The following is a 23,496-nucleotide window of genomic DNA, read 5'->3' on the forward strand; positions in this document are numbered from 1 at the left end:
CGCGTTTACAGGAACCTTGAGCGCGACTCCATCTAGCCAGCAACCAGTTCGTCCGCTCTGGCGGCCCTGGCACTGGCTGCCGCTGTTGCTGGGTTTGGCCGCGCTCATCCATGGCGGTTTGTTGCTGCACGGCATGGCAGCTGGGGTAGATGTTTCCTCTGAGCGTCTTGGGGACTTGCCCCTGATGCTTTACCTGCCGCAACTGGATGCTTCATCCCAAAGCACGGCCCAACCGACAGTCGTTATCGCGCACGGCTTTGCTGGTTCACATCAGCTGATGCGCTCCTTTGCGTTGAACCTGGCGCGTAACGGCTATGTGGTGGTGAGCTTGGATTTTCCTGGTCACGGCGACCATCGGGCACCGCTTGGCGGAAATCTGGGGTCTCCGGAGCGCTTAACCTCGTTGCTCGATGCCCTGAGCGGGGCCGTTGCCTTCGCGCAAGGGCAAAATCCCAATGCGGGGCTCGCCTTGCTAGGCCACTCGATGGCTGGGGATGTGTTGGTGCGTTATGCCAGCGAGCACCCAGCGGTGTCAGCTATCGTGGCCGTCTCGCCCTATCTGTCCGAGCCTGTTGACGCGGACTTCGCACCCAATCTGCTCTTCGTCTATGGCGCCTATGAGCCCGAAATGATCCAGCAACAGGGGCGCCAGGCCATGGCGGAGGTCGCTCCCTCGGGTGCTAAAGCTGAAACTACTTACGGCGACCCCCGCGACGGCGGGGCGCGTCGTTTGGTCATTGCCAATGGAGTGGAACACATCGGCGTGCTTTTTAACGGTCAGTCTCAGCGGGAGGCGCTCGACTGGCTGGATGTGAGTTTTGGTCGCCGCGCGCCTGATCAGCCTCCCGCGCGTCCCATACTGACCGCGGGTGTGGGGTTGGGCTGGCTTTACGCCGGCCTTGGTTTACTGGCCTGGCCGCTGTCGCTGCTGTTGCCGCCGATGGCAAGTCGGCCCTTGGGCGCGGGCTTGCGTTGGCGCAAGCTGATCATTGCCGGTCTGGGTCCCGCGGTCTTGACTCCATTGTTACTTTGGCCAATGCCGAGTGACTTTTTGCCACTGCTGATCGGCGATTACCTGGCGCTGCATTTTCTCCTTTATGGCTTGGTGACATGGGGTGCCTTGGCGCTGATCGGCGCTCTGCCGGAGTGGTCAGAGGTGGCCCGGGCGTCGCGCGCAAGTACGCCAGTTGTGTTAATGATGGGTTCCGCTGTGTGGCTCATCTATGCCATAGGCGGGTTCGGCTGGCCAACAGATGCCTTTGTGGCAAGTTTTTTTCCACCACTTGAGCGTTTACCGAGCTTGATGGTGCTATTGGTTGGCAGTTTTCTATACGCAAGCGCGGATGCCTGGCTGGTGCATGGACAAATGGGCGCGCGCGGGGCGGGGCTCTTTACCAAAGTGCTGTTTCTGCTTTCTCTAGTACTCGCTGTGGCACTGAATCTAAACGAACTGTTTTTCCTGGTAATCATTGTCCCAGCGATTTTACTGCTGTTTTTTGTCTACGGCTGGCTGGGGTTTTTATCCTATCGCCGCACGTGGCAGCCTTTTCTTGGTGCGGCTGCGAGTGCCTGTGTCTTTGCACTGACGGTCACGGCGACTTTTCCTGTGGTCGCTTGAGGAAAGTAATAGAACAAACCCGGCGCTAGCAGGCGCCGGGCGCGGAAATTAATCCTCGAACTCAAAGGCCACGAGCTTGCCTTGTTCACCCTTTGTGATGCGCACGACATGGCCGCGCTTTGTCAGTGGATCAATGCTGTCAGTTGCGCCATGTACAACAAACTCAAGTTTGTCATCCGCCGCGAGCGGAATGCCGGTATAGAAACTACAGCCTCCGGCGCTGAGATTCACCAATTTGACTTCCGCCGTAGATTGGTTGCCGAGATGGGTAATGCTGGCGCTGGTTTCAGTTGAAAGGCGCATGAAGCCGCGGCGGTCGTCGTATTGCATCATGGAGCTGTCCTCTATTTCAATTCGATGCATCCAGATCGGGCGCGCGCCGATCTGGGCTAAAACAATCGTGTGACCGGTAAGTCAGACTGGCCATTGGTTGCCGATCCGAGACAATGATACCCGCAAACCAAGCCGAAGGGGCAGGGTGGCACAGGGATTGTTTTGCGCAAGGCGCCAAAGGGCGCACCCGGTCAGCCGGGGGCTGGAGCCGGGTGTTCTGTGTAGGCGGATGACTGGTCGGATGACTGGGCGGATGTTTGGACTGTCCTGCAGGGTGACTGCGGGAAAGGCTATTAGGAGGATCAGACCGCGAGATCGATCTGTTGCACAGTGCCGGGTGAACCCTTGTCGGACAGGAAGACCCCTGATGAGCGAATTTGTCCAAGCAGCGCGTTGTCCTGATCTTTCAATGCAAAGGGGCTGGTCACATTTCCGAGGTAGATAGCACCAACGCCGCGCTCACCAAGCCCGACAAGTTGATCTTCACCCTCTGCTGTTTTTGACCAAATTCGTAGATTATTATACACAATGTCGTTTTCGTCGATCCAGCCATTGCCATCATCGTCGTGCTCAGAGAGTTCAGCGAAGCCTTCGCCGGTGGTTGGGCCGAAAAGTTCCGAGCCGTTATTGATTTTGCCGTCTTGGTTGCGATCCAGCGCGAGAAAGCCGCTGTCCGGGCCGACAAAGGCGATTTGCTCGGGGCGCCCATTGGAATCGATATCGAACTCAAAGCGGGTTGTTGTTAACTCGGCGGCGTTCCCGCCAAAATTCAACACAAGGGGATCCTTGAGGACGGCATCGCCGGCGCGGATACTCACAGATTGCTCGCGCAGAAACTCGCGACTCATGTTGAGCTCGACAGAAATATCAATGGTTTGGCCGTCGGCGGTCATGACTTGTCCTTGAGCGGAGAAGCTGGTGGATTCTGACTCGTAATGACGCTCATAGGAATCGTACTCAATGCCGAAGCCGGCGCTTTCATTGCCACTGCTTTGAGGTGAGGCTGCAGTGGCCCTAGCGTGAAGGCTGTTTAACTCAGTGGCCGTGGCCTCGGCTTGGCCCCTGGCCTCTTCCATCTTTTTGGCAAAGTCTCCCGGTGGCGCCAGTTTGAGCTTTTTGCCAGTGATGGATTCAATCATCTTTGTGAGTAACGAAAGCTTAAGCTTGTCCTCATCGCTGATATCGGTCTCTTTCGTGTTACTTGACACTGCAGCAACACTTTTCTTAGGTTGCGTGGCTTGGGCGGTGAGCGATAGCTCTAGGTTATCGGCCAGGCTGGCAATGCGGGCCTGGCCGTTGGCAGGAGCCCTGGCATTGTCATTTTGGCGAGTTCCCACCCAGATGTCCAAGCGCTCGTGACGCTCGTGTTCTTTGACGGCTTTGTGCTGACTTTGCAGCAGCATGTCCGAACTGGCTATTTTCATTGGGGATCACTCTTGGTCCGATTGCTGTCATAAAGCGGGATGCAGGGGCCGGGCCGGTTTGCATGGGCGCTGGTCTAAGTGCGCCGTCTCGGTGTTGGTTCCTTGTCAGGTTAACGGGTCGGCCGCCATAAACCTGAATCTGACATCAGCGAATGATTTGTACAACGCTGCGCTGGCTATAGCATTTGGCTGATTGTGAGCCTGATGATGGCAACCGCCAGCGTGCTGACCATTGGGGTATAGTGGTCGCCAGCACCAGCAGATGCCTCGCAGTGCTGCTTTTTCCGTGGGCTGTCATGGTTTTTTTTTCGGGTCCATCGGAAACCTCAGCTTTTGATTCCAGTTTGGCGCACACTTTTTATAAAACGACCGGGCGTTTCGATGACGGTGTGCGAACAGATGCCTTGCCACTATGTCGCTGACTTCAGAGTGCCTCACGCAGCTTGGTTTGCAGACTGAGCCATTCGGGCCCGTGCCTGAAGATTCCGCGCTTTACCGCGATGCGCTGCTCGATGGTTTTGGCGATCTCGCTCTGCGCGCGCTGGCTGAACCAACTGCCGTGCTGGTGCTGGCTGGGGCTGGCGGGGTGGGACGCAGCACCCAACTGCAATTGGTTTTGAGTTTATTGGCTGATGACAGTGATCTGATCGCCTTTCGTGCCCGCTCCAAGGTTGGCTTCGATGCGGTCGATGCAACGCTTCGATTTCATCTGAGCCAGCTTGGTCACGAAGATCCAAGTGCGTCCCTGCTGCATCTGTTTGGGGAACGCCTGCGCGCTGGACGGGTGCTGGTGCTGGCCATTGACGATGCCCATCTGCTGGATGCGGCGGTTCTGGAGCTGCTTTTTGCGCTGCGTCGGCAGCTGCTTGAGCGTCTGGGGGCTAGCACGCGCTTTTTTCTGGTAGGCGATCCCGCTTTCGCCGCCAATCCGCTGCCGGGGCTGGATGCCGAGGCTGATGCTCAGGTGCTCAGGTTGCATCTGCGTGCGTTCAATCGCGAGCAGACGCATGGTTATCTGCGTCATCGCTTGCTCACAGCCGGGCATGCGCAGCCGGATTTGCTGCTGAAACGCGACTTGGTTGATCGCCTGCATCGTGGCAGTGGCGGTTTACCTAAGTATCTCAATGCGTTGGCGGAGGATTGGCTGGAGGAATGCTGTGATCAAGGCGCCTTTTTAGCCGCTGGTGGGCCAACCGAGAAACCGGTGCAGGCGTTTGGAGTCCTTGGTGCGACGCCCACTTCGGCACGGCAGGATGTACCGGCCGATGCCATAGTCTCGGCGATGACCGCGCTGGAGGCGTTGCGCAGCGCGTCGAGCCAGGCACTGGATATGCCCGAGCGGGGTGTCTCCGACGCAAAGGCATTACTTGGATCGCACCCCAATCATACGCAGGCTGCATCGACGGATGATCAGCCTTCAGCGGGACATGATCGTAACCGACTGGGCGAAAAGAGTTTTCGGCAGAGAAAAGCCCGCCAAAAGATTCAAACAGCGCCAAGTGAAGATCCTGTGCCTGTGTGGAATCGGCCTTGGTTTGTTCCAGGGGTGGCTGTGTTTAGCCTCTTTGCGCTCTTGTTGCCGCTTGTCTGGCAACTGCCAGGTTCTGACGATGAAGATGCTCCAACGCGGTTGCGGGAGCGATCCGAGGCACCGCGCCTGCGGCAAGCTCCGATCGCCCCGGGTATCCCATCGCTGGGGCCGCAGTTGCCAACCCTTGGTCTCGAGCATGCGCGGCGGCAGGAGTTGGAGGTACCCTCGATCTTGTCTGGTAATCCTCTCGCTTCCACATCTGCGGGTGCCGGTGCGATGGGGGATGAATCAATCGAGTCTGAATCAGTCATATCTGAACCAGTAGGTGATCAGTCCACCAGGACCGAGTTGGCATCGGGAACAGATATCATGAATGCCTCGTCCAATACTGCGGGGGGGCAGCAAGATGACGCAGAACCGAACAATGAGGAGACAGAGTCGGCTTCCGATGGGCTTGACCGAGACTGGATTTTGCAGCAGTCCGGTCAGCATTTTACGATTCAGTTGGTTGCAACCCGTTCGATTGGCGCGGCGCGCCAGCATGTCGCGGCATTCGGTGAAGTCGATGCGCGATTTGTTCCAACGCGAACCAAATCACAGGATTTCGTCGTTGTGCTCGCTGGCGTTTATCCTGCGCGTGCCGATGCTGAACGGGCGCTTGCCAAACTGCCTGAGGCGCTTCGTGGGCAAGGTTACTGGATAAGGTCAGTCGAGTCGGTGCGCCAGTCGTTGCGAGACTAGCCTGTCTACAGGCGCTCAAGATTCGCGCTCAAGTCGCATCATAGTCGGTCGTTATTTTCTCTGTCCCCCCGGTTTTCCGGTATTTTCGTCGCGGTTATTGGTCACGCCTTTTTAACACCGCGGTTATCAGTGACATGCAGATTGGTTTCGCAGTACAGTCCTATCATCATGTGTATCCAGGCAGGCCTGGAGGCGCAGGTGTGCCTGCGGGTCAGTCAGCGCCGTTGCCGAGTCGGGTGGGCGAGACCGAGAGTAAGGTTTCGGCTGCCACCCCGAATTCCATCCCGCTCGCTACATCTGTCCCGGCGGTTGAGTCGGGCGCTGCCATTGGCAAAATGACGGCCTTGAATCAGGCCGCCGGGCGTCTGATCCCTCAAGATGCGCAATGGTCGCGGGATTCGCCTGCCAACAGCGAGGCGGCCAACGCGAGTTCGGCTGAGCCCCGGGTCGCTGGTTCTCAAGCGGCGGACGAGGACAAGCAAGGGGAGGAAGAACAGACAGAATCCGGCGATGAGACGAAATCGCAGGAACTCACGCCCGATGAAGAGGTCGTGGTCAGCGGACTGCGCCAGCGCGATATGGAAGTGCGCGCGCATGAGCAGGCGCATGCGGCTGCGGGTGGTAGTTATGTGACCAAGGCGCCGAGTTACGACTACCAAACCGGACCTGACGGCAATCGCTATGCGGTCGGCGGCGAGGTATCAATCGATACCTCACCCGTTCCAAACGATCCCGCGGCCACCATGGAGAAAGCGCGGGTTATCCTGCGTGCGGCACTTGCGCCGGCGGAACCATCGTCCCAGGATTATCGAGTCGCCGCGCAAGCGCGGAGCATGGAGGCTCAGGCGCATGGCGAGATGCTGGAGGAGAATCTGCGCGAAATGTCCGGGTCGCTTGAGCAATCCGAAGAAAAGGAGGATGAAGAGCCGGCTCTGGGCGATACCGCCGATGCCAGTGCTCGCCTGCGGCAACGCTTTGCTGGATTTTTTGCCGCGCCGGCGAGCCATGGACTCAGTCAATTTGCTTGAGGCGCTTACTCACTAGATGGAGGCTGACCCAAGGCAAGATCTTGCGTGCCCTGGGCCGCCCCCCGTGAGAGATCGCTTTCATTACCGAAGTGTTTGGGACTATGAAAGTAAGTCACATCGTTGGCTGCCGTATTTAAGCGGTTACGTTGACATTACCGCCAACATTGTCCGGCAACGCGGAAGGCTGTGGACTTTCGGCGACACTTTTGATCAAGGCAGTAGCGCTCTCAACCTGAGCATCCAGGGCTTTATTGAGCACGGAGATGCCGACAGCATCCTTAATCTGGGCGTTGTTGGCGTTTGTCGCTAGGTTTGCGACCCCTGATACGGAAGACATATCCATTGGTGGCTCCTGTTGGCTTAGGCGAACCTGGCGGTCCGATCCCTTACTGTATCGGCTGCGGTGCTTCAAGTTTTAACCCGATATGTCGTTATTCGGATTAAGAAGACCGCGAGGAACTGATCCATGATGCTGCAACAAGCCGTTAGGCAACTCATCTTCTCACCGCCGCATGCCACGGTAAGCGCTGCTAGGTCGCCGGCGCTCGCGGCTGGTTTTCTGCCGGCATTTCGCCATGAAGTCGACGGTCAGGTGCGACTGTGCTTGACGGATGACGGTCGACTGGCAAGCGTGCACTTGCTCGATTCGCTGCCAACTGACTGGGTGGCCGAGCGAGACGATGATGGGCGTCCCATGGCCCTGGTTGACCAAGTCTCGGCTGGTTATCTGCGCGGCGATCAGTTCTGGAGTCTCGGCGATTTGCGCCGCCCTCGGCTGGACAGCTAAGCTTTTTTCCCTCCTTACAATCCATTATCCGCCGTCTTTTTTAAGTCCTGCTAATTTTTGGCTTGTTTTATCTCCTCGCAGCGTCGTTCTTGCTAGACTATAAGCCTTGAGGCTTTGCTTGATTGCTGGGAAAGAATCGATGTCCGAGGGCATTACGCCATCTGCCGTGCTTGCGCAGATGGAAATCACCAAGAGCTTGTCCGACCAAGCGCGCACTGAACTGGCGTCGCATGCAAAACTGGTGCGTGTAGACCAGGGCAAACGCTTGGCGCGACGCCAGATTGGCAACCAACGGTTGTTCCTGGTCGATGGCAATGTGGTTCGCGCCTGCAATGGGCTTGAGCGCGAGCTCGATAGTTGTCTCGGCCTGAGTGACCCGGTGGAGCTTTTCGATGAGACGGGTTCCGAGGACGATACGATCGTGACTCAGGCCCGGTGCCTTCTGCTTGGAGTGCCTGCCTCTCTGCTCCCAAAAGCTGGCGGCGCTATCACGCAGGTCGATGAACTGGATCTTGACGACGCTGAAGGGGGCTTTCTCGCCAAACTCTACGAGCAGATCAACTCGAATCGCTTGGAGTTGCCTGCGCGGCCAGAGGTTGCCTTGCGTATACAGAGCCTCACGGCTGATCCGGATGTTGGCGTTTCTGAGCTCACAGAGCTGATACAAAACGACGCAACCCTTGCTGGTGCGTTGATATTTGCGACCAATAGCCCCCGTTTTCGTGCCGCGAAGGAAATTACCTCTGTCCGGGACGCCGTTGTACGGCTCGGTTTTTCAAATACCCGAATGCTGGCAACGAATCTGGCTTTGCGCCAGGTCTTTAAGGCGAAGCATCAAGTGGCTCGGGAGGCGATCGCCGAGGTTTGGGAAGACAGTGTCTTGCGTTCGGCCTATTGTTCACTCTTGTCGCAGAAGTTGCAGTTGCTCAATCCGGATCGCGCATTGTTGGCCGGATTGCTCTCGAGCGTTGGCGCCGTGCCCATCATCCAGTTTTTTGATCAGGGCGGCAGCGCAACCGGGGAGCGCAAAGAGCTTGATGACCTGCTGCAAAAACTTCTGAGCGTGACCGGTGTTCTTGTCATTAATTACTGGGAGCTGGGTTCGGATCTGGTGACCGTTGCTGAGCATGGTGCGAGCTGGAGCTATCAGGCACCGGAGCCGGACTATGCTTGCCTGAATATCGTCGCCCGTTGGGCGGCCCTGGCGCATCACGGCCGGCCTCGTCCGCCAGCGGCTGAAATACCGGCTTTCGAGACGCTGCAGCTGCAGATTCCAGGCGACGACGGAGCTTTGGTCGAGCTTGCGGGCAGTGAGGCCGCGCTTGAGCGTTTGCAGAGTATGTTCGCGTCCTGATGAAGGGGCATTCAGTCGTCGCCGGGAGTCGGGTTAGATGCGTCGTTGATCCTCTGCCTGTCAATGCGTTGAATTGCGCTTGCGGTTTGTCTGAACAGAGCTAAAGCCAATACATTGATCATCGTGATCGGTGAGAGTCGCAAATCCTTGCGCGCTATGGGAGATTCTGATCTTGGCATCCATGACGATTGAATCGCTCGTTAAATCCACCGGCAAGCTGCTGGCGATACCACGAGTGGTGGGCGAGGTCATGCGTCTGCTCGATAATCCGGACAGCGCACAGGCGCGGATCGCCAAGACGCTGGCGCAGGATCCTGCGTTGGTGGCCATGCTGCTGCGTCTCGCCAACAGTGCTGCTTTTTCGCCCAGTCGCACGGTGGACTCGGTGGATCGAGCGCTGGCGTTACTCGGGCGCGAACAGGTGCGGCGTTTGGTCATCACCGGCGCTGTGACCGGGGCGGCTGATCGCCTGCCGGAGCAGCATCTGTTGCCGCTGGAGTTTTTCTGGCGTCATTCCGCTTACTGCGCGGTCATCGCGCGCATGCTGGCGGAGGACTCCCATCGTGCGCTTGAGGGGGTCGTTTTTCTTGGTGGCTTGCTGCACGATCTGGGGCAGCTGGTTCTGTTTTCCCAGGTACCGGAAGAAACCCAACGCGCTTTTTTGAACAGTCTGAGCGCACCTCGATCAATTAGCCCCCAGACTGCCGAGCATGATCAGCTCGGGTTCGATCACGCTGAACTTGGCGGCGCTTTGGCGGAACATTGGGGGCTGCCGCCGATTTTGTGCGATATTTTGCATTTTCACCATGATCCAGCGGCAGCGCCCGAGGACTCCCGCAAAGCGGTGGCCTTTGTTCATATCGCCAACACGGGTGCCCATCTGGCGGAATTGGATTCGCGTGATTGGGATGATGCTCCCCCGGTTGATCCGACTGTCTGGCCGCTGCTAGGTCTCTGCGCCGATGCTCTACTGCCGGTGATTGAGCAGGCGCAGTACCAAGTGATCTCGGTTGAGGCACTGCATGATCCAGCGCTGAGCGCAGGGTGATGCTCCCATAACGGCGTGCTTGGCAATAAGCTGTCAAAGATTTGACGCTGATTGCCTGGCTTGCCGATTGGTCTCATTGAATAACAGGCCCTTCACTGGTTGCGGTGACCTTGTCCAGCGGCCGTCCCGCCAATAGACTGGCCTCGAAGTTAGTCAGCACGCTGAATTCAACCCGGCGCGAGGCATCGGCATCTTCCGCGCCTTGGGCATCGCGGACTAGCCGCGAGGATGACAGACCCACCGCCGCGACCCGGGTGCGAAACCACCCGGCCTTCTCCACCGCATCAAGCCCATAGGCATAGCGCAGTACCTCCTGGGTGCGCTGCTGGCTTAATTCCATATTGGCAAAGTAGGCATCAAGCGGGCTGCTTTCCGGTCCCCATTCGCTGGAGGTGTGCCCCTCAATGCGAATTTCACGAATCACCTGGCGGAAGGGGTCAAGCTGGCGCACGTAGCGCGGGAAGAAGTCGCGCAAAATGGTCTCAAACTCGGGTTTAATGCGCGCGGAGTTGCGGTCAAAGAGCACCTCGGGCTCGCGAAAGCGCAGTGTCAGGGTTGGACGGTGCAGTTCAGCATTCCAGCGCGGTAGGTCGGCGCGGAATTCCTCCTCTAGCGCCAGATAAATCGCTTGGCGAAGCTCTGCGGCGGTCACTCGTACCTCGGTCTCCACCTGATGACTACGCTCGAGCTGGACCATGTGTAACAGTGCCAGGAACAAAAAGATCATCATCAGCGAGGCCATCAGGTCCGAGACGACCAGCCAGTGACTCTCGCCGTCGGGTTCCACCGCCATTGCGGTGCGATTGGAAAGGCTGCTGAGGCTCATTGTTTTTCACCCAGTGGAATACCCTGGAAGCCAGGATTGTTGTGGCGGCCGGGGCGATGCGCCGGAGGTGGATCGAAGTAGGCGTGCCCGGCGTTCTGCGCGGCGAGTACAGCGGTTTCGATGCTCTCAAGCATGGCTGTGAGCCGTTTGTCCATGGCCGGGAAGGCGTCCTTGGCTTTGTCGCGCAATTCCGCGATGGCGCCGAGCAGGGCTTCAAGCTCCATGGTTTCGCGTCTCAGGCTGGACAGAGTGCTTTGCTGGTCGGCGACATGCTGCGAGATCTGCAGTGCCTGTTGGGTGAGCAATTGCAGGCTGGCCTCGGATTTGGCCACGCCGGCAGTGGCGCGATCCAGCTGACCACCGAGGCTTTCCATCTGTTGGCGATACTGATCCTGCCATTGCAAGAGTTTGCCCACGGCTCCATCGAGGCGACGGAAGTTCTCGCCAAATTGCACACCAAGCTTGTCGTTGAAGTCGCGAATGACCTCCTCGAGTGCGGCGACCAGTTGGCGCGAGCCCAGTTCGCTCAACTGCGCGGCAAAATTGTCCATGCCCTCAATCAGGCGCAGGTGATGGGTCTCCAGGGTCTGGTTAAGGCGCTGATCCAAGCCTTGCAGTCCGTGATTGATCGCCTGAGTGGCGGCCAGTTGCGCCTCGGCCAGTTCAAGCTGGCGCCGGTCGAGGTTCTGCCCGGGCTGTACCTGTGCGCCACTAGCCCTGGTGACGGACCCGGCGCTCAGCACCAGCACCAAGCGCAGCACGGCGCTCAGCGCAATGCCAATAATACTGGTGATGAAGGCGAGCTTGAGTCCCTCGAGCAGGGTCGGAATGCTGTATTCCACCTGACTGACATCGAACTGCAGCAACCCGATGGCAATGCCAAGAAAGGTGCCAAGGATGCCGAGCGTGGTCAGCAGTGTTGGCATGCTGAGCGCGAAGGCGCTAGCATGGCCGCGCGCCGTGGCGACCAGTGCAGCGGCAAACATCGCTAACAGCAGGAGTGTGAAGATGCCGATCACCACGATGGGATCGAGCTGATTGAGGGTGGTGATTAGACCAAGGGCGATGGAATCAAACATAATAAACCCGCTCTGGTGCCAGTGAGATGCAGCGAAAAGACCAGGCCTCTGCAGAACTCGCGCTTGGGGTTGTGCCTGTGGTCTCGCGCCTTCTAGTCGATGCCAAGCAGCTTCAGTGCCAAAAAAGAAAAGATACTTTTTAACAGAGGGATGGAGGGGTTTGTTGGTGCTGATCGCAGCGCCGGATGCGCGCCTGCGCCGGAGACTGTCGAGACCTTGACGTTCTTTGCTCCGCGACTGCCTTCCAACCGCCTGTCTCGACGCCAAGCGCTTGAAGCGACAAGGTGTTGGCAATCCGTCTAATGATGAACAAACGGCTCTGGGCTATAATTGAAGTAACAGACCGTCGCAAGCATGGGAGGGCCTCAAGATGATAGAAGCGCCCATTTATCTACCCTTGGCTCCAACCGGGCGCCCAACCGGCTCCGAACGCCTCGGGCTCGGCCAGGTTGCCGTGCGCCCAGAAACCGCCCGCGCCCTCAATGCTCCTGAGGAGGGCAGCGCAAAGGCGCCCTTCTCTGAGCGACAGGCTGCCATCGACTCAAACGCCGCTCAGCAGCAGCCAGGTAACCTCCTGCAGGCCGCGCAAGCGAACCGAAGTTTTGTCGAACTTGGCGCCCGCGCTCGGGTCGCTGCCAGTCGTGAATTTGGCGGTGACTCAGGCGACGAATCAGACCAATCCCTCAATTTCTCCGCAGTCGGTCGCGGCGATGAAGAGATGGCCGCTGCCAGCAGTGCAATGCGCCACTGCGTCGAGGTGGCCGTTCGGCTTGCGCTTCAGTCTGAAGAACCCCACCGGCAATTCAATATCCTGGTCTGATCGCCAAGGTCAGTCCGAATCGGACGCCAGCTTGGCCGAGCGGCAGCTTTTAAACGAGAGTTTTTTGTCGGAATTCGCTCGTCAGAGCGCGCACGGAATTGAAACTCCCCGTCCTCGTGCGCGAGATTCGGTCGAGGAGTCTCCTCGATCTTTTCTCTTTACTGCGCTGCATCATGCGATAATTTGTGCTCTGACTTGCGGTTTAGCAAAGGGGGATGCGTGGAGCAGCGGACTCTCGAGCTGGAATTTCGAACCCGGCGTAGCGCGATCGGGCGCGTTGTCCTGACACCCGTGAATGACTGTGTGATCGGTTGCGGACAAGACGCGAGTCTGCGGCTGTTCGACGACTCGGTTGCCGAACGGCATGCCCGCCTGTCTTGGTGCGACCAGGGCCTTTTCGTTGAGCCCCTTCAGGGCGCTCCCGTGCGGATCAACGGTGATGCAATCACCACGGCGGTCCCCGTTGGGCATGGCGATTGGCTGATGCTGGGTGCGATCTCCGTGCAAATTGCCTGTCCAGCTGTCATGGCTGGTTCGGCCCCCTCTGCAAATCACGGTGTATCCTCCCCGGCGGCCGAATCGACGGAGATTATCGTCGGTCGCTCGCCTGATTGCGGGTTTGCAATTGATTCACCGGCAATTTCCCGACGTCATGCACGGATTTCCATCCGTGACGGGCGGGTCTGGATCGAGGATCTGAAAAGCACCAACGGCACCTCCATCAACGGCCATCGAATAAAAAAATCGGTGGCGCTGCGACCAGGAGATCGTGTTGGTTTTGGTAGCCTAGTGTTTCTGTTTACCGGTGAGGCGCTGGACCCTTGCGAGGAAGGTCATCGCATCCGTGTAGAGGTGGCGGGTCTGACGCGCGAGGTCAAGGACCGCAAGACTGGACAGCCGCGCCGACTGCTCGATAATATCAATTTGTGCATCGAGCCAGGCGAGTTTGTGGTCATTTTTGGTACCAGCGGATCGGGAAAATCAACTCTGCTGGACGCGCTCAATGGCCGAAGACCCGCGACATCGGGCACCGTGACCTACAACGGCATCAATCTTTACTCCGCCTTCGATCTTTTTCGCTCTGGCATTGGCTACGTGCCTCAGCAGGATATTGTCCACCGCAAAATCAAGGTCAATTCCGCACTTCGTTATACCGCGCGGCTGCGGTTGCCCTTGGATACCAGCCGGGCGGAGATCGACCAAAATATCGAACGCGTTCTTGACCGGGTTGGGTTGCTTGAAAAGGCCGAGCTTTCGGTGGATACGCCTGAACCTCTGAGCGGTGGGCAATTAAAGCGGGTGAGTTTGGCCGTCGAGCTGGTCGCCAACCCCAATATCCTGTTCTTGGACGAGGTGACCAGCGGGCTCGATGCCGGAACGGACAAGCGGATGATGCGTTTGTTCGAGGGGCTTGCCGAAGATAATAAGACCGTGGTGTGCGTCACACACTCGCTGGAGAACATTGATGCCTGTCATCTGGTCGCGCTGCTGCATGCGGGCTGCCTTGTGTACTATGGCCCCCCCGATCAAGCCGCCGCCTATTTTGGGGTTGAGCGCCTGTCGGATGTGTATGAGCGACTTGAGAATGAAGATGCCAAGACCTGGGAGGCTCGTTTTCGTCAATCTTCCCAATACCGGGACTATGTCGCCAGTCGACAGACGTTGTCCGATGCGGATCAGTCGCCGGCCAACCCAAATCAACGGCCCGCGCGTCAGCATGCCGGTCCGCGCGGATGGTTTGGGTTGCGCCAGGCTGTCACTCTGACGCGTCGCTACGTCGATTTGCTTTTGTCGGATCGACTCAATCTGGCTGTCCTGCTGCTGCAGGCGCCGCTGATTGCGCTGGTTGTCGGAGCGGTTTTCACCACCGAGGGCAGTCTCGCGGAACGCGCCGCGGCCGAGAGCCAGATTGCTTTCGTGCTGGTACTCTCGGCGATCTGGTTTGGCTGTATCAACTCGGCGCGCGAGATCGTCAAAGAGTTGCCCGTTTATTTGCGCGAGCGCTCGGTCACGGTGCAAATCCCCGCCTATCTGATGAGCAAGCTGTTGCCGCTCGCGCTGCTTTGCCTGCTGCAATGCGCGAGTTTTCTGGCGATTGTCACCGCGATGATCGATTTTCCGGGCGCATTCCTTGATCGTCTGGCCGTGCTTTTCCTGGCTGGGCTTGGTGCCAGCGCCATGGGCTTGGCCGTGAGCGCCTTGGTCAATAGCAACGACAAGGCGATCGCGGCGTTGCCGTTGCTGCTGATCCCTCAATTTATTTTGTCGAATTCGGTGGTTGATCTCTCCGGTGTCACAGAGACCTTTGCCCAGATCGGCGTCATTGCCTACTGGGCTTTGGACGCAATGCGAGCTACCCTAAGCCCTGAGTTGCTTGATTTGTCTGGTCAGAATGGCAAGCCAGTGATTGCTTTGGTCGCGGATTGGGCGTCGGGTCTGCAGGCGCTTGGCGCGCAAACGGTGGGCTTTTTGCTGCTGACTGTTTTTGCTTTGAAGTTGAAGGATCGTAAGCTTTAGCGGGCGCGGATCCTTCCCGCTTTGTATCCCTTAACCATGACTTCAATCGTGATGCAATTGCAAATGTTTTCCAGTAGGTGTTCCAACAGGTGTTCCAACAGGCGATGATCGGAGGTATCAAGTGAAATCTGTCTCTTTGGCTTTTTTACCTGGACGCACGTCGCATCTGGGGCTGGCGTTTGTCTTGCTGTTTATGTGGATGTTTTTGGGGGCAGGCTTTGTCCATGCCCAAGGGTTGGGCTATGGCTTTGCGGCACCGGGAGGTTATGGGCTGAAAATATATCGCACCGACTACACGCTCTACCCATTTGTACAAGTTTATCTGCGCACCTTCGATTCCCAGATGCAGCCGCTGGTTAATCTGAATGAACGCAACATCGGTCTCATGGTCAAGGGGCGCACCTATGACCCGATGAAGCGCCAGTATGGCATTCAATCCATTCGCCAGCGCGAAGAAGCGACTCGCAGCATTTTGATTATCGATGCGAGCGGGTCCATGGCGGATGATCCCTTCGAGGAAACGCTCCGCGCGGCGATTCGCTTCATTGAGAGCAAGCGCCCCCAGGATGAAGTTGCCGTGCTGGCTGTGCGCGACACCAAGGAAGGCTATGAGGTGATCTCGCAGTTTGAGCGAGACGAACGGGCACTTGCGCGGCGCATTGCCGATATTCGTGCCGATGGTATGCAGACCCGGATCTACGATAGTGTGGGTGCCGCCCTGCAGATGTGTGGTATGGCCTCGCAGGGCACTGAGGTCGGTTCTGGCAGTTATGTTGTGTCATGCTCCATCCTTGTGTTTTCCGATGGCAAGGATGAGGGAAGCTCGATCACGCGCGACGAACTGATGACACGCATTTCCAGCTTGCCAATTCCCGTGCCCATTTATTCCCTGGCCTATTCTCAGGTCGAGCCAACTTATTTCAAGAACCTTGAGGCGCTGTCAAAGAACTCCTTTGGTATTTACTACCTGGTCGATGAAACCGGCAATCGCATGCAGCGGGTGGTCGAGGAGATTCAAAACATCCTACAGAGCGATTATGTGTTGACTTTTCGCTCCTATGTGCCAGTGGATGGTGAAGCGCACAACTTGAAAGTCGGCGTGGAGTATCCGAGTGGCAGTGGAAAGTACGTCTATGACGACACCACTTTCGAGGCTATTCAGCCGCCTCCCATTCCAGCGATCGATGCAGCCATATCGAGCTTGAGCCAGAAAATTCCGGCGTTGCCTGATGGAAATCCCTACTGGGAAAGACCTTCAGCGCCGGTTGCATCAGGCGAATGATCGCAGGGGCAGATCGATCCTAAAGAACCTGCGAAAGATGTAACACTTCGTCCGGATTAGGCGAATGGTGGCGGGTACCTTGTTATCCGCCATTTTCATCGAGCAAGTGCGAGTTTCTTTTAGCGCGCAACACTAATTGGAGTGATCTTGGGTCTAGGAGTGATCTTGGGTCCGTTGCACGTTGATTGGATGCTTGAGTTGGAAGCGCTGCAACCGTTTTCGAACAAGTATACAACCGAGTCGTTCGGTGCCAACTGATTCCTTCCTGCCATGAGTAATTTACCGAACAATAATACAAGCGCACTGGTTTCGTCGTTCGGTAATCTTATTTCTGCGTTTAGGCGATATGGTCATGGAGAGCCTTTGTCAGGAACTGGTTATTGAGCTCTTGAATTATCGCATTGTCCCATTCTCAGATACTAAAGAAACATCAGACCCGAAGCTGAGTGCATTATGCTTTCAAATACTTGCTATTCGCTTCTTCTTATTGAGGGCAAGGAAGATGAATTTCTTCGTTTCAGGGCGCTGCTCGCGGATAGACCAGGGAAGGAGTATCGCCTGCGACGGGTTCGCACGGTCGAGAGCGCTGAAACCCTGATCCTGGAGTCCGGGCCGCATAGCTTCGATCTCTGTCTGCTTGCGGATGATGCTGGTGATGATGACAATCTTGAATTTATTTCAGCCCATAGCATGGACTCTGAGTTTCCGCCCATGGCGTTGTTGACTCGTCAGACCAACCCAGATCTTGAGCAGTTGGCACTGGATGCCGGTGCGATGGATTGTCTGCAAACCTCTGAGTTGAGCCCTGCTTTGGTCGAGCGATCGATTCGCTATTGTATTGCGCAGCATTCAGCCAAACTGGAATTGGTTAAATTAGCCACGACAGATCCCCTGACCGGGATTTTGAATCGCCGAACCCTATACGATCTTGGCGATAAAGAGTTTGATCGCGCCACCCGTTATGGCCACCCGCTAAGTTTGGTGCTGATTGGTGTGGATCATTTCAGGGATGTGAATGATACCTTTGGCTATCAGGTTGGCGACAAGGTGCTTAACTCTGTCGTGTCAACTGTCCTGGCGGCGATCCGAGAGACGGATATCTTTGGCCGCTTTGGCGGGAGCGAGTTTCTGTTGATTCTTCCGCACACCGATTTAAAGGGCGCCTCCCTGCTTGCCGAGCGCCTTGGCATCGATATTCAAGGCCAGCCAGTCATTCACGACGGTGCTGTGATCGACATCTCCCTCAGTTGTGGCGTGTGTGCATTGTCAGATCAAGTCGAGTTTTTTGACGAACTCATTGTTGCTGCTGACCGCGCACTGTATCGGCAAGAGCCCGGGGTTTCATAGCACGGCTCGGATTGGCTGTGACTCTAGGCTCGGGGGTCCGAGTGAGGGCGTGCGCGGTCAAGGTGGACATTGCACGGTGGCTGCAATCGGAAAAACCGTGTATAAGCCTGTTGCCGGAATCATCCAATACCACACTTCATCACGGGAGATCGCCAGCATGGCCAATTTTGCTGATTTGCTTGGATCCGTCATTCAGAACAACCTTGGCCCATCGGGGCAGCAGCGTATCGGCAATGCGTTGCAGGATTTGCAGGCTAGCCTGGGGCAACTGAGCGGTGGTGGCGCGGCTGGTGCTGGCATGGGCGGCGTGCTCGGCAGCCTGCTCGGCGCGGCTGGCAATTCGCTGGCGGGTGCGTCGCAAAATCCGCTTCAGGCCGGTGGCCTTGGCGCCGTGCTGGGGTCCTTGGTCGGTGGCGGCGGGCAGTCCGTCAAAGGCGCGCTCTCGGGCGGGGCTTTGGCCATGATCGCGGGCGTGGCCTACAAGGCGCTGATGAATGCCAACCAGGGCGGGGGGGCGCAAGCGCCTTTCAGCGGCGGCAATCTGCCCTTGGGGTTACTGCCACCGCAAACGCCGGCCGAGGAGCAGGTGGTGGAGCAGAAAACCCAGTTGATTATCAAGGGCATGATGAACATCGCCAAGTCAGATGGAGAGATCAGCGGCGGGGAGATTCAGCGCATTCTGGGTAAGGCGCAAGAGTCTGGCCTGGGTTCGGAAGAACAGGCGTGGATGATGGCGGAGATGAGCAAGCCGCTGAATCTCGATGCCTTTGTTGCCGAGATCCCCAATCAGGAGGTGGCCGCCGAGATCTATGCCGCCTCCCTGCTCGCGGTCGAGGTCGATACCGACGAGGAACGTGAATACCTGCGTCAGTTTGCCGACAAGACCGAACTGCAGCCGAGCGTGGTACAGATGATTCACCAGACCCTGGGAATGCCCGCTGTTTAAACCAAGGTCGCTAGAGATCCGGTGCGCTCTTCGCTTAGCACCTGGCTTAGCACTTGGCTTAGCACTTGGCTTAGCACTTGGCTGGCAGGGGAGCACAGTCGAAATAGCTGGCGACGGCCTCGGGTTTGGTGTTTGGCAGATAAGGGATGCAGCCAAGGCAGGGGGCCGTGATGCGGGATTTTAGCGTGGCGATGTTGGCCTCGACGGCCAACATCTCGGGCTCGGTCTGGGTGCCGACCCAGCCAGCGAGAGTGCAGCCGTCGGCGGCGATGGCGGCGGCGCTCAGCAGGGCATGATTCAGGCAGCCGAGCCGCAGGCCGACGACCAGCACCACGGGCAGGGGCTTGGTGTCGCCAAGCAATACGGGTAGATCACGCACCATGAGCTGCTTGCCAAGGGGGACATGCCAGCCACCGACGCCCTCGACCACCAGCCAGTCGGCCTGCGTGCTCAGCCAGCGGTAAGCGGACAGAATGCGCTTGGTGTCAATGGGCTGTCCGCTTTGTTCCGCCGCCAGATGGGGGGCGATGGCGGGGGCGTAAGCGATGGGGTTGACCTGGTCGTAGGGCATTTGCTGGCTGCCAGCGGCCTGCAGGGCAAGGGCGTCGGCGTTGCGCAGGCCATCTTTGGTGGGGGTACAGCCGGAGGCAATGGGCTTCATCCCCAGGGCGCTGTGGCCTTGGCTTTGGAGGGCGCGCAAGAGTCCGGCAGCGATCAGTGTTTTGCCAGCGCCGGTGTCCGTGCCGGTGATGAAAAGGCCTTTGCTCATCCGCGTAAGGTTATCCAGAAAGGGAGCGGCGCTGGATGGCGCTGACGGGGATGGCGATGCCCTGATCCGTCACCCGCTGCGCGGGCGCTTTCTCTGCTGCCATCCATGCTTGCCCATAGACGACCTCCCAGGTGGAGGGCAGGCGATCATCCTGGCGCAGCCGCTCATAGGCGGCGGTCATCCGGCGCAGGCGTTCGCGACTGGTGAGCCCGCGTTGGCGGCCCCGCAGCCGGTTTTGGGTGCCGAGGGATTTCATGTCAGCCATCAGGTCGGTGACAGTTGCGTAGGTCAGGGTCAAGTGCTCGCAGTCCATGACCGGATCGGCAAAGCGTGCGCGCACCAGCATGTCGCCAATGTCGTGCATATCAATAAAGGTTGATACATGCGCGCCGCCGTCGGCCTCGGCCCAGGCGCGGCGCAGTTCGATCAGGGTGTCCGGGCCGAAGGTGGTGAACATCAGCAGCCCCTTTGGTCGTAACACCCGGTAAAGCTCGGCGAAGCAGCCGCTGAGGTCGTTTGACCACTGCAGGGTGGCGTTGGAGAAGACCAGATCGACGGAATTGTCCGCCAGCGGCAAGCGGTCGATGTCACCACAGAGGGTGCGTGGGCGGTTGCGCCAGTGGCCACGGCGACGCGCGCGTGCGAGCATGCCAGTGGCAAAGTCCAGGCCGATGACCCGGGCGTTGCGATAGCGGCGGCAGAGATCATCGAGTGCCAGGCCAGTGCCGCAACCAAGGTCCAGCACGGTGGCGGGTTGCAGGCGCACATAGTCCAGGCGTTCGAGCAGGCGTTCGCCAATTTCGCGCTGAAGCACTGCGGCGGCCTCATAGGTAGCCGCCGCGCGCTCGAAGGAGCGGCGCGCGGCGGTTTTGTCGATCTGATTGCCCGAGTGCGCGGGGAGCCGCGGACTGGGTGGCAGGCTCAAGTGGCCACCTCGGCAAGAAAGGCATGGATCAGATCGCTCAAGCGTTGGGCATGGGACAGGAAAGGCGCATGACCGGCACCGGGCAGACATGCGACGCGCGCTTGCGGATGCAGGATGGCGATGCGCTCGGCCACGGCGGCTGGTACCAGGGTGTCGCGCTCGCCAAAGAGCCACAGCGTGGGTTGGCGGATGTCTGGCAGCGGGCCACGCAGATCCTCGTCTCGCAGCAACTCGAGCCCGATGCGCAGTGCCTCGGGCTTGGCGTCAGGCGCACTGTTGAGCGCCTGGCGGAGTTGCTTGAGCAGTCTTGGCGCCTCCTCGCTGCCGCGTACCTGCAGCGTCAGAAAGCGCTGCAGGGTGGCCTTTGTGTCTTCGAGCAGAGCGGCGTGAAACTGTGCCAGCGTTTCCTCCGGCATGGCGACCCGCCAGTCGATGGCGCGGGTAAAGCGTGGGCTGGTGGCAATGAGAATCAAGGCACGGACTCGCTTGGGTGCCTGGCGCGCAGCCTGGAGTGCGATCAGGCCGCCAAGCGACCAACCTAGCCATACCGCCTGCTCGGGCGCTTGGGCGAGACAGGCATCGGCCCAGTCGGGCAGGGCACTCCAGTCGGTCTGCCAGTCGGCACCGGCATGGCCGGGCAGAGCCAGAGGGATGCGTTCGCGTCCAGCGGCCAGGCGATCGGGCAGGCTGGACCAGATGGCCGGGTTCATGCCCCAGCCGTGCAATAAAACCAGGGGATCAGGATGCATCTGCCCGGTGCTCCTTGTTTGGGTGATCAGTGTTCGGTAGTGCCGCCAGTGCCTCGAGCAGGCGCTCGACATCGGCGATCTGGTGACTGGCCGAGAAACTGATGCGCAGTCGGGCGTGGCCTTGCGGGACCGTTGGTGGGCGAATGGCCGGCACCAGCAGTCCGCGCGCCTCGAGCCGGTGGCTCCAGTCGAGCGCGCGCGCGGAGGCGCCGGCCAGGAGGGGTTGAATGGGCGTGACCGAGGGCATCAGCGGCAGACCAAGTTCGGCCGCGCCCTGACGGAAATGATGGACCAACCGGGCGAGATGTTCGCGCCGCCAGGGCTCGGCTTGCATCACTGACAGGGATGTCAGGCTAGCCGCCGCCACGGCGGGTGGAAGGGCGGTGGTGTAGATGTAGCTGCGCGCGCGCTGAATCAGGGTCTCGATCAGCGCTTCACTGCCGGCGACAAAGGCGCCAAAGGTACCAAAGGCCTTGCCCAGGGTGCCAATTAGAATAGGCACCTGTTGTTGCTCAAATGGGTCTTGCAACTCGGGTGTGGAGCGGGCACGAGCGGAGAAGCCAGCCAGTGTGCCGCGTCCATCCGGTCCGATCACACCCAGGCCATGCGCATCGTCGATTAGCAACCAGGCGCCGGCCTGTTGTGCCGCTTGCGCCAGCTCAGGCACGGGTGCCAGGTCGCCGTCCATGCTGAACACGCCGTCGCTCAGGATCATCGCGGTGGCTTTGTCGGTTCCGGTGCTGGCCAGCAGGCGCCGGAGATCGGCCGGGTCCGCATGGCGATAGCGGCGCATGCGCGCGCCACTCAAGCGCGCGCCGTCGATCAGCGAGGCATGATTGAGTCGGTCGCACAGAATCTGCTCGCCATGCCCGGCCAGGGCACTGATCACCCCCAGATTGGCCATGTAGCCGGTGGAGAACAAGAGCGCGCGCGGTCTTTGGGTGAAGTCGGCCAGGGCTTCCTCAAGCTGATGATGATAGCGGCTATGACCATTGATCAGATGCGAGGCACCACTGCCGACGCCGAAGTCGCTGGCCGCGCGCGTAAAGGTTTCGAAGACTCGCGCATCGTTGGCCAGGCCAAGGTAATCGTTGCCGCAGAAGGTCAGCAGGGTGCGCCCATCGACCTGCATCAGCGGTGCTTGGGGGCTCTCGCACAAGCGCCGGCGCCGATAGAGCTGGCGGTCGGCGAGTTCCGCAAGTTGCGAGCAGAGTACACGCTCACGATGAAAGGGCGCGGGTTCCGCGCTCGGTGGGACTGTCATTTGAAGCAGCCACCGGGCTGGTCGCGTCCTTCGGGCGGCATGGCCTCGAATGCGAGCCCCAGTCGCTCAAAAAGCGCCATATCCCGGTTGGTGCCGGCATTTTCGGTGGTCAGCAGGCGCTCGCCATAAAAAATGGAATTGGCGCCGGCCAGATAGCACAGGGCTTGGAGTTCGTCGCTCATGGTCGCGCGGCCGGCGGACAGGCGCACATAGGAGGCCGGCATCATGATGCGCGTTGCGGCCACGGTGCGGACAAACTCGAAGGGGTCCAGCTCGGGCGCGGGCGCCAGTGGCGTGCCCGCCACCTTGACCAACAGGTTGATGGGCACGGATTCCGGATGCGCCGGCAGATTGGCAAGCTGGCACAGCAGCGAGGCGCGGTCGGCGCGCGACTCACCCATGCCGAGAATGCCGCCGCTGCAGGTTTTGAGGCCGACCGCGCGGATATGCTCCAGGGTGTCGAGCCGTTCCTGATAGGTGCGGGTACTGATGACTTGCCCGTAAAATTCCGGCGAGGTGTCGAGATTATGGTTGTAATAATCCAGCCCGGCGTCCTTGAGTCGCTGTGCCTGGGCGAGACTCAGCATGCCGAGGGTGACGCAGGTCTCAAGTCCCAACCCATGCACGGCCGCGATCATGGCGATGACCTGCTCGAGATGGGTGTTGCTTGGATTGCGCCAGGCCGCTCCCATGCAGAAACGGGTGGCGCCGCTGGCTTTTGCCGCGCGCGCGGCCGCGACGACCTCATCGAGCGACAGCAGGCGCTCGCGTTCCAGGCCGGTATCATGTTGAGCGCTTTGGGAACAGTAGCCGCAGTCCTCCGGGCAGGCGCCGGTCTTGATGCTGAGCAGGGTGCTGACCTGCACTCGATTGGGGTCGAAATGCTGGCGATGGGCCTGCTGAGCGGCGAATATCAGATCATTGAAGGGCTGGCTTAGCAGGGTTTCCGCATCCTGCCGCGTCCAGTCATGGCGCAAGTCTGCAGGGTGCGAGTGGGGTGCGAGATCCAAAGGCATGGCGGGAAATTCCGTGAATAGGCGCCTAGAGCAGGCGGCGTGGGAAGGGCCGCGTCTCGCGGCACAGGCAGATAAGCTTAAGGCTATCGGCG

The 23,496-nt window shown here is 59.0% G+C and carries 21 protein-coding genes and 1 pseudogene; 12 read left to right on the forward strand and 10 right to left on the reverse strand.

The features are described 5' to 3' along the window. The first annotated feature begins 16 nt into the window (after window positions 1-16). Window positions 17-1,618 (forward strand): alpha/beta hydrolase, encoded by a 1,602-nt coding sequence (locus Thiowin_RS05825; protein WP_328986796.1) that lies wholly within the window; start codon window positions 17-19, stop codon window positions 1,616-1,618. Between the two features lie 48 nt (window positions 1,619-1,666). Here the strand turns inward: Thiowin_RS05825 and Thiowin_RS05830 are convergent, their stop codons facing one another. Both Thiowin_RS05830 and Thiowin_RS05835 read right to left on the reverse strand, forming a co-directional pair. Beyond that, entirely contained in the window at window positions 1,667-1,951 is a 285-nt protein-coding gene (locus Thiowin_RS05830) for a PilZ domain-containing protein (RefSeq protein ID WP_328986797.1), read from the reverse strand. A 302-nt stretch (window positions 1,952-2,253) separates the two neighbouring features. Beyond that, window positions 2,254-3,354: a hypothetical protein gene (locus Thiowin_RS05835; protein ID WP_328986798.1), complete on the reverse strand. Its 1,101-nt coding sequence runs from the start codon at window positions 3,352-3,354 to the stop codon at window positions 2,254-2,256. A 433-nt stretch (window positions 3,355-3,787) separates the two neighbouring features. Here Thiowin_RS05835 and Thiowin_RS25205 point away from each other — a divergent pair. From Thiowin_RS25205 to Thiowin_RS05850, 3 genes and pseudogenes are all read left to right on the forward strand, one after another. Then, window positions 3,788-4,231, forward strand: a pseudogene (locus Thiowin_RS25205) (AAA family ATPase); the annotation flags it as partial. A 201-nt stretch (window positions 4,232-4,432) separates the two neighbouring features. After that, window positions 4,433-5,647 (forward strand): SPOR domain-containing protein, encoded by a 1,215-nt coding sequence (locus Thiowin_RS05845; protein WP_328986800.1) that lies wholly within the window; start codon window positions 4,433-4,435, stop codon window positions 5,645-5,647. A gap of 335 nt (window positions 5,648-5,982) precedes the next feature. Then, a complete protein-coding gene (locus tag Thiowin_RS05850) occupies window positions 5,983-6,675 on the forward strand; it encodes a putative metalloprotease CJM1_0395 family protein (RefSeq protein WP_328986801.1) in 693 nt (230 codons plus the stop codon). 133 nt (window positions 6,676-6,808) lie between these two features. On the opposite strand, the gene Thiowin_RS05855 is transcribed toward Thiowin_RS05850, so the two are convergent. Continuing rightward, the gene (locus tag Thiowin_RS05855; protein WP_328986802.1) at window positions 6,809-7,018 is read right to left on the reverse strand and encodes a YjfB family protein; all 210 of its coding nucleotides are present in this window, start codon (window positions 7,016-7,018) and stop codon (window positions 6,809-6,811) included. 123 nt (window positions 7,019-7,141) lie between these two features. On the opposite strand from Thiowin_RS05855, the gene Thiowin_RS05860 reads away from it, so the two are divergent. From Thiowin_RS05860 to Thiowin_RS05870, 3 genes are all read left to right on the forward strand, one after another. After that, window positions 7,142-7,462 (forward strand): hypothetical protein, encoded by a 321-nt coding sequence (locus Thiowin_RS05860; RefSeq protein ID WP_328986803.1) that lies wholly within the window; start codon window positions 7,142-7,144, stop codon window positions 7,460-7,462. 139 nt (window positions 7,463-7,601) lie between these two features. Further along, the gene (locus Thiowin_RS05865; protein ID WP_328986804.1) at window positions 7,602-8,816 is read left to right on the forward strand and encodes an HDOD domain-containing protein; all 1,215 of its coding nucleotides are present in this window, start codon (window positions 7,602-7,604) and stop codon (window positions 8,814-8,816) included. Between the two features lie 181 nt (window positions 8,817-8,997). After that, complete coding sequence (locus tag Thiowin_RS05870) at window positions 8,998-9,864, forward strand: HDOD domain-containing protein (RefSeq protein WP_328986805.1); 867 nt, start codon at window positions 8,998-9,000, stop codon at window positions 9,862-9,864. A gap of 73 nt (window positions 9,865-9,937) precedes the next feature. On the opposite strand, the gene Thiowin_RS05875 is transcribed toward Thiowin_RS05870, so the two are convergent. Both Thiowin_RS05875 and Thiowin_RS05880 read right to left on the reverse strand, forming a co-directional pair. Continuing rightward, complete coding sequence (locus tag Thiowin_RS05875; RefSeq protein ID WP_328986806.1) at window positions 9,938-10,690, reverse strand: OmpA/MotB family protein; 753 nt, start codon at window positions 10,688-10,690, stop codon at window positions 9,938-9,940. Beyond that, entirely contained in the window at window positions 10,687-11,769 is a 1,083-nt protein-coding gene (locus Thiowin_RS05880; protein WP_328986807.1) for a hypothetical protein, read from the reverse strand. Before Thiowin_RS05880 ends, Thiowin_RS05875 begins: the two co-directional genes overlap by 4 nt. Before the next feature lie 370 nt (window positions 11,770-12,139). Here Thiowin_RS05880 and Thiowin_RS05885 point away from each other — a divergent pair, with 370 nt between their 5' ends. From Thiowin_RS05885 to Thiowin_RS05905, 5 genes are all read left to right on the forward strand, one after another. Next, complete coding sequence (locus Thiowin_RS05885) at window positions 12,140-12,589, forward strand: hypothetical protein (RefSeq protein WP_328986808.1); 450 nt, start codon at window positions 12,140-12,142, stop codon at window positions 12,587-12,589. 219 nt (window positions 12,590-12,808) lie between these two features. After that, window positions 12,809-15,106: an FHA domain-containing protein gene (locus Thiowin_RS05890; RefSeq protein ID WP_328986809.1), complete on the forward strand. Its 2,298-nt coding sequence runs from the start codon at window positions 12,809-12,811 to the stop codon at window positions 15,104-15,106. Window positions 15,107-15,227: 121 nt separating this feature from the next. Then, window positions 15,228-16,388, forward strand: coding sequence for a vWA domain-containing protein (locus Thiowin_RS05895; protein WP_328986810.1), 1,161 nt, complete (start codon window positions 15,228-15,230; stop codon window positions 16,386-16,388). A 453-nt stretch (window positions 16,389-16,841) separates the two neighbouring features. Then, window positions 16,842-17,735, forward strand: a complete 894-nt coding sequence (locus Thiowin_RS05900; protein WP_328986811.1) for a GGDEF domain-containing protein — start codon at window positions 16,842-16,844, stop codon at window positions 17,733-17,735. A 157-nt stretch (window positions 17,736-17,892) separates the two neighbouring features. Further along, the gene (locus Thiowin_RS05905; protein ID WP_328986812.1) at window positions 17,893-18,681 is read left to right on the forward strand and encodes a tellurite resistance TerB family protein; all 789 of its coding nucleotides are present in this window, start codon (window positions 17,893-17,895) and stop codon (window positions 18,679-18,681) included. A 70-nt stretch (window positions 18,682-18,751) separates the two neighbouring features. On the opposite strand, the gene bioD is transcribed toward Thiowin_RS05905, so the two are convergent. The 5 genes from bioD to bioB are packed head-to-tail and all read right to left on the reverse strand — an operon-like array spanning window position 18,752 to window position 23,404. Beyond that, window positions 18,752-19,450 carry a dethiobiotin synthase gene (bioD, locus tag Thiowin_RS05910; RefSeq protein ID WP_328986813.1) on the reverse strand — a complete coding sequence of 233 codons (699 nt, stop codon included), beginning with the start codon at window positions 19,448-19,450 and terminating at the stop codon, window positions 18,752-18,754. 10 nt (window positions 19,451-19,460) lie between these two features. Continuing rightward, window positions 19,461-20,375, reverse strand: coding sequence for a malonyl-ACP O-methyltransferase BioC (gene bioC, locus Thiowin_RS05915; protein ID WP_328986814.1), 915 nt, complete (start codon window positions 20,373-20,375; stop codon window positions 19,461-19,463). Then, window positions 20,372-21,124 (reverse strand): pimeloyl-ACP methyl ester esterase BioH, encoded by a 753-nt coding sequence (bioH, locus tag Thiowin_RS05920; protein WP_328986815.1) that lies wholly within the window; start codon window positions 21,122-21,124, stop codon window positions 20,372-20,374. Before bioH ends, bioC begins: the two co-directional genes overlap by 4 nt. Beyond that, the gene (bioF, locus tag Thiowin_RS05925) at window positions 21,114-22,388 is read right to left on the reverse strand and encodes an 8-amino-7-oxononanoate synthase (RefSeq protein ID WP_328986816.1); all 1,275 of its coding nucleotides are present in this window, start codon (window positions 22,386-22,388) and stop codon (window positions 21,114-21,116) included. The genes bioH and bioF overlap by 11 nt, the downstream gene beginning before the upstream one ends. After that, window positions 22,385-23,404: a biotin synthase BioB gene (gene bioB / locus Thiowin_RS05930; protein ID WP_328986817.1), complete on the reverse strand. Its 1,020-nt coding sequence runs from the start codon at window positions 23,402-23,404 to the stop codon at window positions 22,385-22,387. The genes bioF and bioB overlap by 4 nt, the downstream gene beginning before the upstream one ends. Window positions 23,405-23,496: the final 92 nt, after the last annotated feature.

This window comes from Thiorhodovibrio winogradskyi (assembly GCF_036208045.1).
GTDB lineage: Bacteria > Pseudomonadota > Gammaproteobacteria > Chromatiales > Chromatiaceae > Thiorhodovibrio > Thiorhodovibrio winogradskyi.

Coding starts and splice junctions, on each gene's coding strand:
- bioB (WP_328986817.1), bottom strand. CDS start 23,404: ATGCCTTTGGATCTCGCACCCCACTCGCACCCTGCAGACTTGCGCCAT.
- Thiowin_RS05835 (WP_328986798.1), bottom strand. CDS start 3,354: ATGCTGCTGCAAAGTCAGCACAAAGCCGTCAAAGAACACGAGCGTCAC.
- Thiowin_RS05885 (WP_328986808.1), top strand. CDS start 12,140: ATGATAGAAGCGCCCATTTATCTACCCTTGGCTCCAACCGGGCGCCCA.
- bioH (WP_328986815.1), bottom strand. CDS start 21,124: ATGCATCCTGATCCCCTGGTTTTATTGCACGGCTGGGGCATGAACCCG.
- Thiowin_RS05900 (WP_328986811.1), top strand. CDS start 16,842: ATGCTTTCAAATACTTGCTATTCGCTTCTTCTTATTGAGGGCAAGGAA.
- bioD (WP_328986813.1), bottom strand. CDS start 19,450: ATGAGCAAAGGCCTTTTCATCACCGGCACGGACACCGGCGCTGGCAAA.
- Thiowin_RS05880 (WP_328986807.1), bottom strand. CDS start 11,769: ATGTTTGATTCCATCGCCCTTGGTCTAATCACCACCCTCAATCAGCTC.
- Thiowin_RS05850 (WP_328986801.1), top strand. CDS start 5,983: ATGACGGCCTTGAATCAGGCCGCCGGGCGTCTGATCCCTCAAGATGCG.
- Thiowin_RS05865 (WP_328986804.1), top strand. CDS start 7,602: ATGTCCGAGGGCATTACGCCATCTGCCGTGCTTGCGCAGATGGAAATC.
- Thiowin_RS05855 (WP_328986802.1), bottom strand. CDS start 7,018: ATGGATATGTCTTCCGTATCAGGGGTCGCAAACCTAGCGACAAACGCC.
- Thiowin_RS05870 (WP_328986805.1), top strand. CDS start 8,998: ATGACGATTGAATCGCTCGTTAAATCCACCGGCAAGCTGCTGGCGATA.
- Thiowin_RS05905 (WP_328986812.1), top strand. CDS start 17,893: ATGGCCAATTTTGCTGATTTGCTTGGATCCGTCATTCAGAACAACCTT.
- bioF (WP_328986816.1), bottom strand. CDS start 22,388: ATGACAGTCCCACCGAGCGCGGAACCCGCGCCCTTTCATCGTGAGCGT.
- Thiowin_RS05860 (WP_328986803.1), top strand. CDS start 7,142: ATGATGCTGCAACAAGCCGTTAGGCAACTCATCTTCTCACCGCCGCAT.
- Thiowin_RS05875 (WP_328986806.1), bottom strand. CDS start 10,690: ATGAGCCTCAGCAGCCTTTCCAATCGCACCGCAATGGCGGTGGAACCC.
- Thiowin_RS05830 (WP_328986797.1), bottom strand. CDS start 1,951: ATGATGCAATACGACGACCGCCGCGGCTTCATGCGCCTTTCAACTGAA.